This window comes from Microbacterium sediminis (genome assembly GCF_004564075.1).
Taxonomy (GTDB): domain Bacteria; phylum Actinomycetota; class Actinomycetes; order Actinomycetales; family Microbacteriaceae; genus Microbacterium; species Microbacterium sediminis.
Genome location: NZ_CP038256.1, coordinates 1,428,501 through 1,442,342, shown reverse-complemented (window position 1 = coordinate 1,442,342; position 13,842 = coordinate 1,428,501). Strand labels below are relative to the sequence as shown.

The window sequence follows — 13,842 nt, the reverse complement described above, 5'->3', positions numbered from 1 at the left end:
GGTGCCGTTCATGCGCACCCGGTCGTGCAGGACGATGTTCGGGCCGGGCAGGCGCTGCTCCGGGACGATGAGCCAGGAGCCGGCGCCGATGAGGACCCCGCGGCCGACGCTCATGTGCTGCGCCCCCGACAGCCGCGTCGGCAGCAGCACGCGCGAGCCGCGGCCGAAGGCGGCGAACCCCGGGGCGGCCAGCGCGCTGAAGACCCGGTCCCGGGCCCGCTGGGCGCCGATCATCAGCTCGAGCGTGTTCATGCCGCCACCCCCGTCCGGTGCGGCCGCGCGGGATCCGGCACCGCGGCGAACGCCTCGACGGCCGCCGGCACGGGCCGGCCCTCCCGCAGCGCCAGCGTGATCGCGGCGAGGCGCCGAACGTAGTCGTCCTCGGTCAGGCCGCGGGCGACCTCAGGCCGCGCGGGCCCGCGCGCCCGGGTGGCGAGGGCCGACCGCAGCGCCCGCTCGAAGCCCACGCCATCGCCGACCGCGACGATCGCGGCGCCGGTGCCCGCGAGGTACTCCTGGATCCCGCCTGCGCCCGTGGCCACGATCGGCACCCGCGCCGACATCGCCTCGATCGCCACGGTGCAGCCGGACGCGTGGAGGTTGGGCCGCAGCGGGATCGCCACGACGCTCGCCTCGGCGTAGGCGCGGGCCAGGAGCTCCGTCTGCGTGGCGGAGCGCACCGTGACGTTGGCGGGCCAGTCCCGCGCCCGCACGTCCTCCGCGCGCGTGACGACGTCGAAGCGCACGTCGGGCATCCGTCGGGTGACGTCGAGCAGGAGACCCCAGTCGCGGTGCCGGTCGTTGCCCACCGTGAGCACGACGGGCGGATCCGCCCGGACGTGCTCCGGGCCCGCACCGCTGGCGGGGTGCGTGCCGAACGGGATGCGCCGCACGTCGCGGCCGGGCACGAGCCGGCGCGACGCGTCGCGGTTCTCGCGGCTCAGCGTGAGCTCGACGGCGTGCCGCCGCAGCAGCCGAGCGTAGAGCGCCCGGCGCAGGGCGCCCGCCTCCTGCCAGCGGTCCCAGAGCCACACGGACTGCGCGATGCTGATCGCGCGGTAGGCGCGCGGCCGCAGGGCCTTCAGCGCCGCGACGGCCAGATGCTCGCGCTCCGTGTGCGTCCACACGGCATCGGCATGACGGATGATGCGGCGATTGCGCCAGACGTGCACGAGGTCGAATCCCAGCAGGCGCCGCAGGCCGGTGCGCACGGTGCGCCGGACCGGTCCCTCGGGGTGATCCCTCGACCACGACAGCTCGAACCACTGCTCGGCCCGGTCGTAGCCGTAGGGTGCCCGATCGACCACCTCGCCGGCGTCGTGGCGCGCGAGCCACGCGCCGGGGTTGAGCCCGTAGCGCAGGATGACCACGACGCGCGGTTTCGCCATGCTGCGATCCCTTCTGCCCGATGCTCGCGCACGAGCGCGACGGGATCAGGGTAGGGGACCGCGCACTACGGGGTCAGGACATACCTAACGCCAGCTCCTCCTCGCGCGCGGCGTCGCGATCGAGGGCTCGGGAGAGGCCACGAAGCCCCGCGATCAGCGCCATGACAAGGATCACGGCGATCGTCGCGCCGGCGACGAGGAGGCGTTCGCGTGTCTTCGACATCGCGTCGATCCTAGGTGACGCGTCGGAAATCAGGTAGCGATCACGGGGCCGCCCCGCCGCCGCCCGGGTGACAGTGGGGCATCGGGGACGGACTGAGGTGACGCGTGAGCGAACGGACGGCGATGCCGCGGCTGCGGGAGCGGCTCGCGCGACAGCATCCGCGCGTGCGGGCGCTGGCGGTCGCGCTCCTCGCCGCCGATGCCGCCCTGGCCCTGCTCCACATCGGCGCGCTGGTGTTCCTCGACGGGCCGGCGCCGCTTCGACTCGATCTCGACCACAGCATCGCCGAATGGGTGCAGTACGCGCAGTACGCGCTCGTGATCGCTCTGCTGAGCGTCTTCGTGTGGCGGCGCCGCGCCTGGGCGCTGCTGGTCTGGCCGCCGCTGTTCGCCTTCTTCCTCGCCGATGACGCGCTGCTCGTCCACGAGCGCGTCGGCTACCTGCTGCGCACGCGCGGCGTGGTCGGGCCCGTCGGCCCCTTCGACGCGCAGGCGGTGGGGGAGCTCGCGGCACCGCTCGTGGGGGCCGGGGTGATGACCGCGGCGCTGGCGGTGAGCTGGCGCGCGAGCGCTCCGCCCTCCCGGCGCGTGTCGCGGTCGCTGCTCGTCCTCGTCGCGGCGCTCGCGTTCTTCGGGGTCGTTGTCGACCTGCTGCACTCCCTCGTGTCGTCGGAGCGCCTGCTCGATCGCGCGATCGGGTTCGGCGAGGACCTGGGCGAGATGCTCGTGCTCTCGTGCATCGCGGTGTTCGCGGCCGCGCTCGTCGCGGACACGTCGGCGCCGGGCGCGGGCCGCTCGGCACGGGTGCTGCGCGCCGTAGGCTGGAGGGATGAAGGCCTCACCCGCGGATCAGCTGCAGCTGCTCGACCTCGCCGATATCGATCGACGCATGAAGCGCGCGGAGGCGGCGCGGTCGAACCCGCCGCAGGCCACGCGGGTGAAGGAGCTGATCGAGCAGCGCAACGGCCAGGGGCGTGAGCTCGTCGCCCGCACCAACGCCCGCGACGATGTGCTCGCCGAGCTGCGGCGTGTGGAGGCCGATATCGAGGTGGCGCGCAAGCGCCGCGCCCGCGACGAGGAGCGCCTGACGCAGACGGCGATCGCCCGCGACGCGCTCGCGCTGCAGGAGGAGATCGCGGCGCTGGGCCGTCGCATCGACGACCTCGAGACCGCCGAGCTCGAGCTCATGGAGCGCCGGGACGTCGCCGAGGCCGAGCTCGCCGAGCAGCAGGCCCTCATGGACGCCACCACCGCCGAGGGACGCCGGCTCAGCGAGGAGGCGAAGCGGGCCGTGGCCGACGCCGAGCGCGAGCTGGGGCAGCTCACGCGCGATCGGGAGGCCCTGGCCACGGCGCTGCCCGCCGCGCTGCGCGCGGAGTACGACCGCCTCGCCGCCCGCGGCACGGGGGCCGCGCTGTTCACGCGCACCACGTGCGGCGGCTGCCGCATCGCGCTCTCGCCCAGCGACATCGCGGTGCTGCGCGCCACCCCGAAGGACGAGCTGGCGTACTGCCCGGAGTGCGGCACCATCCTCGTGCGCACGAACGAGAGCGGGCTCGAGGAGTCCGCCGAACAGGGCGGGGTGCGGTTCGAATGACGCGCGCGCTCATCGTCGAGGCCGACGGCGGCTCGCGCGGCAACCCGGGCGTCGCCGCCGGGGGAGCGGTCGTGATCGACCCCGCCACCGGGGAGGTGCTGTCCGAGCTGGGCGTGTTCGTGGGCGTGGCCACGAACAACGTCGCCGAGTACAACGGGATGATCGCGGGGATCGCCGCCGCCGTCGAGCGGGATCCTGACGCGATCCACGTGCGCATGGACTCCAAGCTCGTCGTGGAGCAGATGACGGGGCGCTGGAAGATCAAGCACCCCGACATGCAGGTGCTCGCGCGTCGCGCCCGCGACCTCATCGGGCCGCGGGCCGTGACGTTCGAGTGGGTGCCGCGCGCCGAGAACAAGCTCGCCGACGCGGCCGCCAACGAGTCGATGGACAAGCGCCTCTCGTTCCGTCGCGACCTGGACGGCCACACCGCCGTGACCACCGAGGCCGCGCCCGTCGATGGCGAGCGGCTCTTCTGACGCGCCCCCGCCGGTCGCGCCGTGGGATGCGGCCGATCGGATCGTCCTCGGTCGCACGCCGGGCGGGGCGATCGTCGCCGTGGCCCTCGACCGGGAGGGCGCGGCGGGTCGGCGCCCGCTGAGCGACGCCGAGCTGCCGGCGTGGGTCGCGCTGCGCGAGGCCGAGGCCGCGCGGGCCGGCCGCGGCGTGCGCTGGATCTGGTCGGGCTCGGCCGAGTGGTACCCGCGGCTGCTCGCCGCCGGCGTCCGGGTGTCGCGCTGCCACGATCTGCGCCTGTGCCGCGCGATCCTCGCCCTGGCGGTGCCCGACCCGGCCGACACCCGCGACGGCGGGTGGGACGAGGCGGTGGACGACGATGCGCCCGACGCGCTGTTCGAGATCGGCGGCGACGCCCCGCGCCCGTCCGCCTTCGACCGCACGCTCGCGGAGTACGAGCGCCAGGAGGCCGCGCTGGCCCGCGCCGCCGACCCCGGTCGGCTGCGGCTGCTGCTGGCGGCCGAGTCGGCGGGCTCGCTCGTCGCGGCCGAGCTGCGCGCGGCCGGCCTGCCGTGGGATGCCGACCGTCACGACGCGCTGCTGCGGACCGAGCTGGGCGAGCGCATCGCCGGCGGCACGCCCGCCCGCATCGCCCAGACGGCGGCCGCGGTGCGCGCGGCGCTGGGGGATCCGGCGGCCTCGCTCGACTCGCAGCCCAAGCTGCTGCGGGCGCTGCACCGCGCCGGCGTGCGCGTGGAGTCGACGAGCAAGTGGGAGCTGGCCGAGCACGATCACCCCGTGATCGAGCCGCTGCTGGAGTACAAGCGCCTCATGCGCCTGTACACCGCGAACGGGTGGGCGTGGCTGGCCGAGTGGGTCCGCGACGGCCGGTTCCGGCCGGTGTACGTGCCCGGCGGCGTGGTGACGGGGCGATGGGCCTCGTCCGGCGGCGGCGCGCTGCAGATCCCGCGCGGCCTGCGCGACGCGGTGCGCGCCGATCCCGGGTGGGTGATGATCGACGCCGACGTGGCGCAGCTGGAGCCGCGGGTGCTTGCGGCGATGGCCCGGGACGAGCGCATGGCCGCCGCCGCGGGCTCCGACCTGTACGAGGGCGTCGTCGCGAGCGGCGCCGTCGCCACTCGGGCCGAGGCGAAGGTGGCGATGCTCGGCGCGCTCTACGGATCGACGACGGGCGACTCCGGCCGACTCGTGCCGCGCCTGCGCCAGGTGTTCCCTCGGGCGATGGCGCTGGTCGACGCCGCGGCGCGCGAGGGGGAGCGGGGCGGGCAGGTCTCGACGTGGCTCGGCCGCGTCTCGCCGGCCCCGAGCGCCGCCTGGCTCGAGGCGCAGCGGCGCGCGTCGGACGGCGCCGCGGACGAGCAGCGGGCGCGGCGCCTGGCGCGCGACCAGGGCCGCTTCACCCGCAACTTCGTGGTGCAGGGCACGGCGGCCGAGTGGGCGCTGGCGTGGCTGGCCGATCTGCGCGCCCGCCTGGCGGCGATTCCGCCGGTGCCGGAGGATCACGCGGCCCGCGCGTCCGGTCCGGTGTTCGCCCGACGGCCGCACCTGGCGTTCTTCCTGCACGACGAGGTGATGGTGCACGCGCCGGCCGAGCGCGCCGAGGAGGCCGCCGATGCGATCCGTGGCGCCGCCGAGGCGGCGGGCAGGCTGCTGTTCGGCAGCTTCCCGATCGCCTTCCCGCTCGACGTGCGGATCGGACGCAGCGTCGCCAAGGACTGACGCGAGAGCGCGAATGGGCCGGCCTGTACGCCGGGTTCTGTTCGGGAGCGTGACGCTCCGTCGACGGCCATCTCTCTCGGCGACACGTTGCCGTGCCGCTCCAGCAACCTACCCGGGGACTCGGCGGGCCGCGTCATCATCCCCTGTTGGTCTTGCTCCGGGCGAGGTTTACCCAGCGAGCCGTGTCACCACGGCCCCTGGTGGTCTCTTACACCACCGTTTCACCCTTACCGGCCGAGGCCGGCGGTCTACTCTCTGTTGCACTTTCTCGCGGATCGCTCCGGGTGGGTGTTACCCACCGCCCTGCCCTGTGGAGCCCGGACGTTCCTCGGCGCGCTTGCGCGCGACGCGGCCGTCCGGCCGACCCATTCGCCGTTCCAGTCTACGCGGCGGGGCCGCTGAGCTCCCGAAGGTACTCGTCGTCGGTCTTCGCCAGGCTCGCGGCGCCGATGATGCCGGCGTTGTTGCGGTGCGTGGCGGTGGTGAACTCCGCGCGCGTCGTGATGAGCGGCATGAACTTCTCGGGGTTCTTCGACACGCCGCCGCCGACGAGGATCAGGTCGGGGGAGAAGAGGAACTCGATGTGGTCGTAGAACTTCTGCAGGCGGTGCGCCCACTTCTCCCACGTGAGGCCGTCGCGCTCGCGCGCCGTCGCCGAGGCGTAGCGCTCGATCGAGTCGCCCTTCCAGATCAGGTGGCCCAGCTCGGTGTTCGGCACGAGCTTGCCCTCGTAGAGGAACGCGGAGCCGATGCCCGTGCCGAGGGTGGTGAGGATCGTCAGGCCCGGCTTGCCCTTCGCGCCGCCGTAGCGCAGCTCGGCGAGGCCGGCGGCGTCGGCGTCGTTGACGAAGTGGATGTCGCGGCCCAGGCCGTCCTCGAAGAACTTCTCGGCCTCGAAGCCGATCCACTCCTTCGACACGTTGGCGGCCGAGAGCGTGCGCCCGCCCTTGACGATGGTGGGGAAGCAGATGCCGAGCGGCAGCGCGTCGGCGTCCGGCCCGAGCAGGTCCAGGAGGGCGCGCACGGTGGCGAGCACGTCGGCCGGCTGGGCGCCCTCGGGGGTGTCGATGCGGACCCGGTCGCTGAGGAGTTCGCCCGAGTCGAGGTCCACGATTCCGGCCTTCATGCCGGTTCCCCCGACGTCGACGCCGACCGCACGATTGTCGCTATTCGCCATGGTTCTCAGACTACTGGGAACCGGGGCGCGCATTGATCCGCCCGGAACGCGAAACGCCGACCCGAAGGTCGGCGTTTCGGTGGCGTTCGATGCGCTCAGGCGCTCTTGGCGGCGCGGCTCGTGTCGCCGCGACGGGCGCGCACGAACTCGAGGCGCTCGGCGAGGATCTCCTCGAGCTCCGGGATCGTGCGGCGCTCGAGCAGCATGTCCCAGTGGCTGCGGGGCGTCTTGTCGCCCGAGTGGTCCACCTCGGCCTGACCCTCCGGGGTCTGCAGCAGCGCCTCGCCACCGCAGGTGCGGCACTCCCACGATGCGGGAGCCTCGGCGTCGGCCGCGAAGGTCAGCTCGGTGTCGCGCCCGCACTTGCTGCAGGTGTACGTGTACTGCGTGCGCTCCATGAACACGACGCCGTCCTCGCTCTGCAGGCTCTGGGCGCCGAGTCGAATGCCACGAAGGCTGCGGTCTGCCATGGTCGTGTCCTTTCGTCCAGCTGTCCTTTGTACCGCTCGCGCCTGAGCGGATCATCCGAACGGCGGGCTCGCATCGGGATCTCCCAGCGGATTCCCTGGACGCGCGCCGCGGACGCGTCAGCGGAGGGCGGCGATCGCGTCGTCGGCCCGGTCGGTGACGATCCCGTCGGCCCCCATCGCGAGGAGGCGGCGCATGCGCGCGACGTCGTTGATCGTCCACACGTGCACCTCGCACCCCGCGTCGTGGGCGAGGTCGAGGAAACGCCGGGTGACGACACGGATCGGTCCCTGGCGCTCGGGCACCTGCAGCGCGTCGATGCCGCGCAGCGCGCGGCGCGCCAGCCGCCTCGAGCGCAGCAGCACGGCGATGAGCACGCGGACGATCGTGCCGCGGCCCGCCGACGTCGCCGGCCGGGCGGGGGAGGCGGCCGCCAGGGCGGCCCGGCGGCGCGCGTCGGAGAAGCTCGTGAGCAGCACGCGGTCGGGGGCGGTCGCCGCGACGCGTCCGGCGGGTACGGCCGCCGCCTCGGCCTTGACGTCGACGTTGAAGCGCATGGTCGGGAAGGCCTCCAGCGCCTGCGCGAGCGTGACCAGCCCGCCTCGGTCCGCCAGCTGCTCGCTCATCTCGCGGGCCGTGACGGCATCCACCCGGCGCGGGTCTGCGGTGATCGACTCGAGCGTGTCGTCGTGGAACAGCACGAGCTCGCCGTCGGCGGTGAGGTGGCAGTCGGTCTCGATGAACTCCACGCCCGCGGCGTGCGCGGCGGCGAAGGCCGCGAGCGTGTTGGGCGCGATCTCCGGCGCGTCACGCGGCACGAGCCCCCGGTGCGCAAGGATCCGGGGGCTCGTGGCGGCGTGCAGGTACGGGTGCGTCACGCGCCCGTCTCGGGCCGCTGCGCGGCCGCGTCGGCGGCGTCGACCGACGGCCGCGGCGGAACCGGCGGGGCGCCGACCGCGGTGGCGGAGGCCTCCGCCTCGGCCGAGACCTGCTCGGCGGCCTTGAGCGCCTCCTGGGCGGCGGCCATGGCGGCGTTCACCTCGGGGTCGTCGCCGCGCGAGGGCGCCGGCTTCGGCGGGCGCGGCATGCCGGGCAACGTCGAGCCGCCCGCGCCGAAGCCACCCGCGATGCCCTTGAGGGCCTCCGTCAGCTCGCTCGGGATGATCCAGAGCTTGCTGGCCTGGCCCTCGGCCAGGCGCGGCAGCATCTGGAGGTACTGGTAGGCGAGCAGCTTGTCGTCGGGTGCGCCGGCGTGGATGGCGCCGAACACCGTCTCGATCGCCTCCGACTCACCCTGGGCGCGCAGGACCTGGGCCTGCTTGTCGCCCTCGGCCTTGAGGATCTCGGACTGCCGGGCACCCTCGGCGACGAGGATCTGCGACTGCTTGTGGCCCTCGGCCGTGAGGATCGCGGCGCGGCGGTCGCGCTCCGCGCGCATCTGCTTCTCCATCGCGTCCTGCAGCGAGGCGGGCGGATCGATCGCCTTCAGCTCGACGCGGTTGACCTTGATGCCCCAGCGGCCGGTGGCCTCGTCGAGCTCGGTCATGAGCTTGGCGTTGATGACGTCGCGGCTGACGAGGGCCTCCTCGAGGTTGAGCGAGCCGACGACGTTGCGCAGGGTGGTGATCGTGAGCTGCTCGACGGCGCCGAGGTAGTTGGCGATCTCGTAGGTGGCCGCGCGCGGGTCGGTGACCGTGAAGTACACGACGGTGTCGACCGCGACGGTGAGGTTGTCCTCGGTGATAACACCCTGCGGCGGGAACGAGACGACCTGCTCGCGCAGATCCACCCGCAGGCGGGGGCGGTCGATGAAGGGCACGATCAGGTGCGGTCCGCCGAACAGCGTCCGGTTGTACTTGCCGAGGCGCTCGATGATGACGGCGTCGCTCTGGCGGACGATCGTGATAGCGCGCAGCAGGGTGACCAGCGCGAACACGACGATCGCGATGACGAGCACCCAGAGGATGACGTTGTCCATGTGGTTTCTCTCTCTCGGCCGGGTGGCTCAGGCGGTGGGGGCGATGGCGGGCGGGCGGTCGCCCACGTAGACGAGGGCGCCCTTGACGGACTGCACGTAGACCACGGCGCCCGCGGGGATCTCCGACGCCATGGCCGTGCGGGCCGACCAGGTCTGGCCGTCGGCGAGCTTCACGACGCCGGCGATCGGCGTGACGGGCTGCTGCACGGTGCCCGGCATGCCGAGGAGCGCGTCGACGTTGAACTTCATGGGATCGTGCGGCTTGCGCAGGCGGCGCAGCAGCGGCGGCCGCAGGAACAGCAGCAGCGCGACGGCCGCGACGGCGGCGATGATGATCTGCAGCCAGATCTCCGCGCCCACCAGCGACGCGATGAGACCGGCGGCGGCGCCGATCGAGATCATCAGGAACGTGAACTCTCCCGACAGCATCTCGATCACGAGCACGATCGCGATCACCGCCAGCCAGCCGATCCAGGCGTACTCGGCGATATCCAAGTGAGCCCCCTCTCTCGTTGTGCTCACCCTATCCAGGTACGGCGCGCCGCGGGGGAGCCGTCATGGGCACCCCTGCCCGCTGGCCGGGATCGACAACGGATTCGCGGTTCCGTTGTCCGCGGGGCCCGAGGGGCGCGCATCGCCGCTTGCTAATGTCGGGAGGTCCCCTCCCTCGACCGCAGGAGTTCACGTGTCGCAGCCCCTCGCCCCCGGAACGCTCGCCGGAAAGACCGCCCTCGTCACGGGTTCGTCCCGCGGCATCGGCGCCGACACCGTGCGGTACTTCGCTCAGGCCGGCGCGAACGTCGTCATCAACTTCCGCAACAAGGCGCCGCGGGCCGAGAAGCTCGCCGCCGAGGTGAACGCCGAGTACGGCGTGCAGACGCTCGTCGTGGGCGCCGACCTCACCGACGCCGAGTCCGTGGCCTCGATGATGGGCGCCGTCGGCGACATCTTCGGGTCTCTCGACATCCTCGTGCTCAACGCCTCCGGCGGCATGGAGTCGGGCATGGGCGAGGACTACGCGCTCAAGCTCAACCGCGACGCGCAGCTCGGCGTGCTCGACGCCGCCCTGCCCCTGCTCGGCGAGGGCTCGCGCGTCGTCTTCGTGACGAGCCACCAGGCGCACTTCATCCGCACCACGCCGACCATGCCGGAGTACGAGCCGGTGGCGCTGTCCAAGCGCGCGGGCGAGGATGCGCTGCGCGAGCGCATCCCGGCCCTCGAGGCCGCCGGCATCGAGTTCGTCGTCGTCTCGGGCGACATGATCGAGGGCACGATCACCGCCACGCTGCTGGAGCGGGCCAACCCCGGGGCGATCGCCTCGCGCCGCGAGGAGGCGGGCAAGCTCTACAACGTCGCCGAGTTCGCGGCCGAGATCGCCCGGGCGGCCGTCGACCCCGTGCCGGCCAACAACGAGCGCATCGTCGGCGACATCTCCGGGTTCGTCGCCGAGTGACCGTCGCGGATCCCTCCGTGGAGGGATCCGCCCGCGGGCGCGCGGTGTCAGGATGACGGGATGACCTTCCTCCCGCCGCGGCCGGCATCGCTCGAGCGCGGGTCGCGCGCGCGACGCCTGTGGTATCTCGGGGCGTCGATCGCCGCGGTGGCGCTGGTCGCCGTGTCGGCGCCGCTGGAGGCCGTCTTCTACGACGTGCCGGTCGTCTTCGCGCTCCTGCTCACGGCCGTGCAGGGCGCCGCGCTCGTCGCGGCCTGGCGCTTCCCGGCCGCGGCCGTCGGGGCGTTCACGGTGGCGTCGTTCGCGCTGCGGGTGTTCCCGGCGCCGGCCGGGCCGCCGTGGCCCTGGGCCGTGACCGGGATCATCGCGCTCGCCCTGCTCGTGGGGATCGTGACGACCGCGCGCGGAGCCTGGGGCGGCGCGGCGGCGCTGCTCGTGCCCGGCCTGCTGGTCTCGGCCCTGGCACTGCCGCGCGGCGACGCGCTGGCCGACGTGATCGTGGCGCTGTCGATCGGGGCGGCCGCGTGGGTGGTGGGGCTGCTGCTGGCCGAGCGCGTGCGGATCGCCGGTCAGCTGGCGCGCGAGCGCGAGACGAGCGCCGAGGAGCACGAGCGCCGGCTGGTCGCCGAGGAGCGCCAGCGGATCGCCCGCGAGCTGCACGATGTCGTCGCGCACGGGCTCTCGCTCATCCAGGTGCAGGCGACCTCCGCGCGCTACCGGCTCGCGGCGCTGCCCGACGAGGCCGCCGCCGAGTTCGACGACATCGCCCGCTCGGCCCGCACCTCGCTGGCCGAGATGCGGCAGCTGCTGGGCGCGCTCCGCGGCGACGAGCCGGCCGCCCTCGTGCCCCAGCCCGGCATCGACGACATCCCGGCGCTCGTCGCCGAGGCCCGCCGCGCGGGCGCCGCAATCCGCCTCGAGCGCGAGGTGACCGAACCGGTCTCGACCGCCACGGGGATCGCCGCCTACCGCATCGTGCAGGAGGCGATCAGCAACGCGGTGCGCCACGCGCCGGGCACGGGCGTGGAGGCGCGCCTGTGGAGCGACGGCACCGACCTGCGCCTCGAGATCACCAATTCGTCGCCGCCCGCGCCGGCGGGCACCCGCACGAACGGCGCCGGGCACGGGCTGATCGGCATGCGGGAGCGCGCGGCGATCCTCGGCGGGCGGCTGGAGGCCCGTCCCACGCCGTCGGGCGGCTTCCGCGTGGCCGCCTTGCTGCCGCTCGCGCCCCGGGAGGGATCATGACCGATCGGATCACGGTGCTCATCGCCGACGACCAGGCGATGGTGCGGGCCGGTTTCGCGGCGCTGCTCGACGCGCAGGACGGCATCCGCGTGGTCGGTCAGGCGCGCGACGGCGTGGAGGCCGAGCGCCTGGCCCGCGAGCTGCGCCCCGACGTGATCCTCATGGACGTGCGCATGCCGGAGCGCGACGGCATCGAGGCCACGCGCCGGATCCTGCAGCCGGAGCGGCCGCTGCCGCACGTGCCGCGGATCGTGATGCTGACGACGTTCGACATCGACGAGTACGTCTACGACGCCCTGCGCGCCGGCGCCAGCGGCTTCCTCCTCAAGGACGCGCTGCCGGAGGAGCTCACCCAGGCGGTGCGGGTCGTGGCCGCGGGCGAGGCGCTGCTGGCGCCCAGCGTGACGAGGCGCTTCATCGAGCGGTTCGCCGCTCAGCCGGCCGCGCCGCGGCGGGCGGAGCTGCGCCTGAACGCGCTGACCGATCGCGAGCGCGAGGTGCTCGTGCTCGTCGGGCGCGGCCTGGCCAACGGCGAGATCGCGCGCGAGCTGTTCATCGGCGAGCAGACGGTCAAGACGCACGTGAGCAAGCTGCTGCAGAAGCTCGATGCGCGCGACCGCGTGCAGCTGGTCATCACGGCGTACGACGCCGGCCTCGTCCAGCCCGGCTGACCGGCCTCACCCCACGGGATGAGGCGGGGCGCCCACGATCACTCCGTGGAGTGATCCGCCGCCGCCCGCCCGGCTCGTACGGTCTCCCGGTAGCCGACCGAGGAGACACGATGACCACCCTCTCACCCGCCCCGACGCTCGCCGCCGTCACCGGGCGCGACCGCAGCCTCGACCTGCTGCGCGCCGCCTGCACCGTGCTCGTCGTGCTCGTGCACGCCCTCATGGTGGGGGTGACCGTCTCGGGCGGAATGCCCGTGTTCGAGAACGCCATGGACACCGAGTGGTTCGCGCCGGTGAGCTGGTTCGTGCAGATGATGCCGCTGTTCTTCCTGGCCGGCGGTGCGACCGCGGTCGGCGCGTGGCGCCGCGCTCGCGCCCGAGGCGAGACGGCGGGGCAGTTCGCCTCGGGCCGCATCCGGCGCCTGCTCGCCCCCGCCGTCGTGGCGATGGCCGTCATGGGCGCGGGCCTCGTCGCTCTCGGCCTGGCGGGCGTGCCGGCCGAGATCGTGGCCGTCGCGGGGTTCCGCATGTCGCAGCCGCTGTGGTTCCTCGGCGTCTTCGCCCTCGTGCAGGCCCTCGTTCCCGCCATGGTCGCCCTCCACGAGCGCCGCCCCGCCTGGGGTGTGGCCGGACCGCTGCTCGCCGTGATCGCGATCGACGCCGCGCGGCTGGCCACCGGGGTGGAGGCGATCGGCTTCCTGGGCCTCGCCGCCGTGTGGCTGCTCGTGCAGCAGCTGGGCTTCCTGCTCGGCGACGGCGTGCTCGCGCGCATCCCGGCCGACGCGCGCGCGGCCGCCACCGCCGGCGCCCTCGGCCTGCTCGCGCTGCTGACGAGCGCCGGGCCGTACTCGCCCGACATGTACGTCAACCTCAACCCGCCCACGCTGGCGCTCGTGCTGCTGGCCACGGCGCAGGTGATGCTGTTCTCGCTGCTGCAGCCGGCCCTGCGCCGCCTGGCCGCGGTCCCGCGCGTGGCGTCGTGGATCGACGCGATCGGCGACCGGGCGATGACGATCTACCTCTGGCACATGCCGGTCCTCATCGGCCTGGCCGGCGTCCTCGCGCTCCTCGGCATCGCCGGCGCCCTCGACCTCCCGGCGCCGTCGACGGGCGCCTGGTGGCTGACGCGCCCCGCGTGGCTCGTGGCGGCGGGGGTCGCCGTCGCGGCCGTCACCCTGCTGGCGGGCCGGTTCGAGCGCGGCGCGTTCGGTCCGGCGGCGGGGGGCCTGCGCGCCGCCGCCGCCGCGATCCTCGCCGTCGTGGCCGTGGCGCTCATCTTCGTGCTCGGCCTTAGCGGCCCCGTCGCCGCGCTCAGCGCCGGCGTGATGCTCCTGGCGCTGCGCCTCACCCGCGCGCGGGCGGGGGATATCCACCGGAGGCATGCACCTGCCGCCCGCATACCAGCCGGCCGCGCGGTCCGCGATCGCTGAGGGAATGAGGAGCA

General features: G+C 74.0%; 15 protein-coding genes and 1 other RNA gene. 8 read left to right on the top strand and 8 right to left on the bottom strand.

The annotated features are described in order from the left end of the window. Positions 1–248: 248 nt before the first annotated feature. Entirely contained in the window at positions 249–1,388 is a 1,140-nt protein-coding gene (locus tag E3O41_RS06840) for a glycosyltransferase (RefSeq protein WP_135012186.1), read from the bottom strand. A 73-nt stretch (positions 1,389–1,461) separates the two neighbouring features. After that, the gene (locus E3O41_RS14125; RefSeq protein WP_158231510.1) at positions 1,462–1,611 is read right to left on the bottom strand and encodes a hypothetical protein; all 150 of its coding nucleotides are present in this window, start codon (positions 1,609–1,611) and stop codon (positions 1,462–1,464) included. A gap of 104 nt (positions 1,612–1,715) precedes the next feature. Here E3O41_RS14125 and E3O41_RS14415 point away from each other — a divergent pair, with 104 nt between their 5' ends. Genes E3O41_RS14415 through E3O41_RS06825 form a run of 4 tightly spaced genes read left to right on the top strand, consistent with a single transcriptional unit; the run spans position 1,716 to position 5,403 of the window. Continuing rightward, positions 1,716–2,588: a hypothetical protein gene (locus E3O41_RS14415; protein ID WP_244927242.1), complete on the top strand. Its 873-nt coding sequence runs from the start codon at positions 1,716–1,718 to the stop codon at positions 2,586–2,588. Beyond that, positions 2,500–3,207: a zinc ribbon domain-containing protein gene (locus tag E3O41_RS06835; RefSeq protein WP_425325885.1), complete on the top strand. Its 708-nt coding sequence runs from the start codon at positions 2,500–2,502 to the stop codon at positions 3,205–3,207. The genes E3O41_RS14415 and E3O41_RS06835 overlap by 89 nt, the downstream gene beginning before the upstream one ends. Further along, on the top strand, positions 3,204–3,686 hold the full coding sequence (locus E3O41_RS06830) for a reverse transcriptase-like protein (RefSeq protein WP_067023333.1): 483 nt from the start codon (positions 3,204–3,206) through the stop codon (positions 3,684–3,686). The genes E3O41_RS06835 and E3O41_RS06830 overlap by 4 nt, the downstream gene beginning before the upstream one ends. Beyond that, positions 3,667–5,403, top strand: coding sequence for a bifunctional 3'-5' exonuclease/DNA polymerase (locus E3O41_RS06825; RefSeq protein WP_067023330.1), 1,737 nt, complete (start codon positions 3,667–3,669; stop codon positions 5,401–5,403). Before E3O41_RS06830 ends, E3O41_RS06825 begins: the two co-directional genes overlap by 20 nt. 10 nt (positions 5,404–5,413) lie before the next feature. Here E3O41_RS06825 and rnpB read toward each other — a convergent pair. The 6 genes from rnpB to E3O41_RS06795 form a co-directional block, all read right to left on the bottom strand. Beyond that, positions 5,414–5,771, bottom strand: an RNA gene (gene rnpB / locus E3O41_RS06820) — RNase P RNA component class A. Positions 5,772–5,785: 14 nt separating this feature from the next. Continuing rightward, positions 5,786–6,580, bottom strand: coding sequence for a polyphosphate--glucose phosphotransferase (gene ppgK, locus E3O41_RS06815; protein WP_067023327.1), 795 nt, complete (start codon positions 6,578–6,580; stop codon positions 5,786–5,788). A 95-nt stretch (positions 6,581–6,675) separates the two neighbouring features. Further along, positions 6,676–7,050 (bottom strand): RNA polymerase-binding protein RbpA, encoded by a 375-nt coding sequence (locus E3O41_RS06810; protein WP_067023324.1) that lies wholly within the window; start codon positions 7,048–7,050, stop codon positions 6,676–6,678. A gap of 117 nt (positions 7,051–7,167) precedes the next feature. Beyond that, the gene (locus E3O41_RS06805; RefSeq protein WP_067023321.1) at positions 7,168–7,926 is read right to left on the bottom strand and encodes a glycerophosphodiester phosphodiesterase family protein; all 759 of its coding nucleotides are present in this window, start codon (positions 7,924–7,926) and stop codon (positions 7,168–7,170) included. Further along, the gene (locus tag E3O41_RS06800) at positions 7,923–9,026 is read right to left on the bottom strand and encodes an SPFH domain-containing protein (protein WP_083990796.1); all 1,104 of its coding nucleotides are present in this window, start codon (positions 9,024–9,026) and stop codon (positions 7,923–7,925) included. The genes E3O41_RS06805 and E3O41_RS06800 overlap by 4 nt, the downstream gene beginning before the upstream one ends. Before the next feature lie 27 nt (positions 9,027–9,053). Beyond that, positions 9,054–9,521 (bottom strand): NfeD family protein, encoded by a 468-nt coding sequence (locus tag E3O41_RS06795; RefSeq protein ID WP_067023317.1) that lies wholly within the window; start codon positions 9,519–9,521, stop codon positions 9,054–9,056. 190 nt (positions 9,522–9,711) lie between these two features. Here E3O41_RS06795 and E3O41_RS06790 point away from each other — a divergent pair, with 190 nt between their 5' ends. From E3O41_RS06790 to E3O41_RS06775, 4 genes are all read left to right on the top strand, one after another. After that, positions 9,712–10,479 (top strand): SDR family oxidoreductase, encoded by a 768-nt coding sequence (locus tag E3O41_RS06790; RefSeq protein ID WP_067023315.1) that lies wholly within the window; start codon positions 9,712–9,714, stop codon positions 10,477–10,479. 60 nt (positions 10,480–10,539) lie between these two features. Beyond that, positions 10,540–11,727 carry a sensor histidine kinase gene (locus E3O41_RS06785; protein WP_067023312.1) on the top strand — a complete coding sequence of 396 codons (1,188 nt, stop codon included), beginning with the start codon at positions 10,540–10,542 and terminating at the stop codon, positions 11,725–11,727. Beyond that, a complete protein-coding gene (locus E3O41_RS06780; RefSeq protein WP_067023309.1) occupies positions 11,724–12,398 on the top strand; it encodes a response regulator in 675 nt (224 codons plus the stop codon). Before E3O41_RS06785 ends, E3O41_RS06780 begins: the two co-directional genes overlap by 4 nt. Positions 12,399–12,508: 110 nt before the next feature. Beyond that, positions 12,509–13,828 carry an acyltransferase family protein gene (locus tag E3O41_RS06775; protein WP_067023305.1) on the top strand — a complete coding sequence of 440 codons (1,320 nt, stop codon included), beginning with the start codon at positions 12,509–12,511 and terminating at the stop codon, positions 13,826–13,828. The last annotated feature ends 14 nt before the right edge of the window (positions 13,829–13,842 follow it).

What these genes read in the sequence shown, in the direction of transcription:
- E3O41_RS06830 (WP_067023333.1), top strand. Translation starts at nt 3,204, where the DNA reads ATGACGCGCGCGCTCATCGTCGAGGCCGACGGCGGCTCGCGCGGCAAC.
- E3O41_RS06825 (WP_067023330.1), top strand. Translation starts at nt 3,667, where the DNA reads ATGGCGAGCGGCTCTTCTGACGCGCCCCCGCCGGTCGCGCCGTGGGAT.
- E3O41_RS14125 (WP_158231510.1), bottom strand. Translation starts at nt 1,611, where the DNA reads ATGTCGAAGACACGCGAACGCCTCCTCGTCGCCGGCGCGACGATCGCC.
- E3O41_RS06780 (WP_067023309.1), top strand. Translation starts at nt 11,724, where the DNA reads ATGACCGATCGGATCACGGTGCTCATCGCCGACGACCAGGCGATGGTG.
- E3O41_RS06785 (WP_067023312.1), top strand. Translation starts at nt 10,540, where the DNA reads ATGACCTTCCTCCCGCCGCGGCCGGCATCGCTCGAGCGCGGGTCGCGC.
- ppgK (WP_067023327.1), bottom strand. Translation starts at nt 6,580, where the DNA reads ATGGCGAATAGCGACAATCGTGCGGTCGGCGTCGACGTCGGGGGAACC.
- E3O41_RS06835 (WP_425325885.1), top strand. Translation starts at nt 2,500, where the DNA reads ATGAAGCGCGCGGAGGCGGCGCGGTCGAACCCGCCGCAGGCCACGCGG.
- E3O41_RS06800 (WP_083990796.1), bottom strand. Translation starts at nt 9,026, where the DNA reads ATGGACAACGTCATCCTCTGGGTGCTCGTCATCGCGATCGTCGTGTTC.
- E3O41_RS06840 (WP_135012186.1), bottom strand. Translation starts at nt 1,388, where the DNA reads ATGGCGAAACCGCGCGTCGTGGTCATCCTGCGCTACGGGCTCAACCCC.
- E3O41_RS06775 (WP_067023305.1), top strand. Translation starts at nt 12,509, where the DNA reads ATGACCACCCTCTCACCCGCCCCGACGCTCGCCGCCGTCACCGGGCGC.
- E3O41_RS06810 (WP_067023324.1), bottom strand. Translation starts at nt 7,050, where the DNA reads ATGGCAGACCGCAGCCTTCGTGGCATTCGACTCGGCGCCCAGAGCCTG.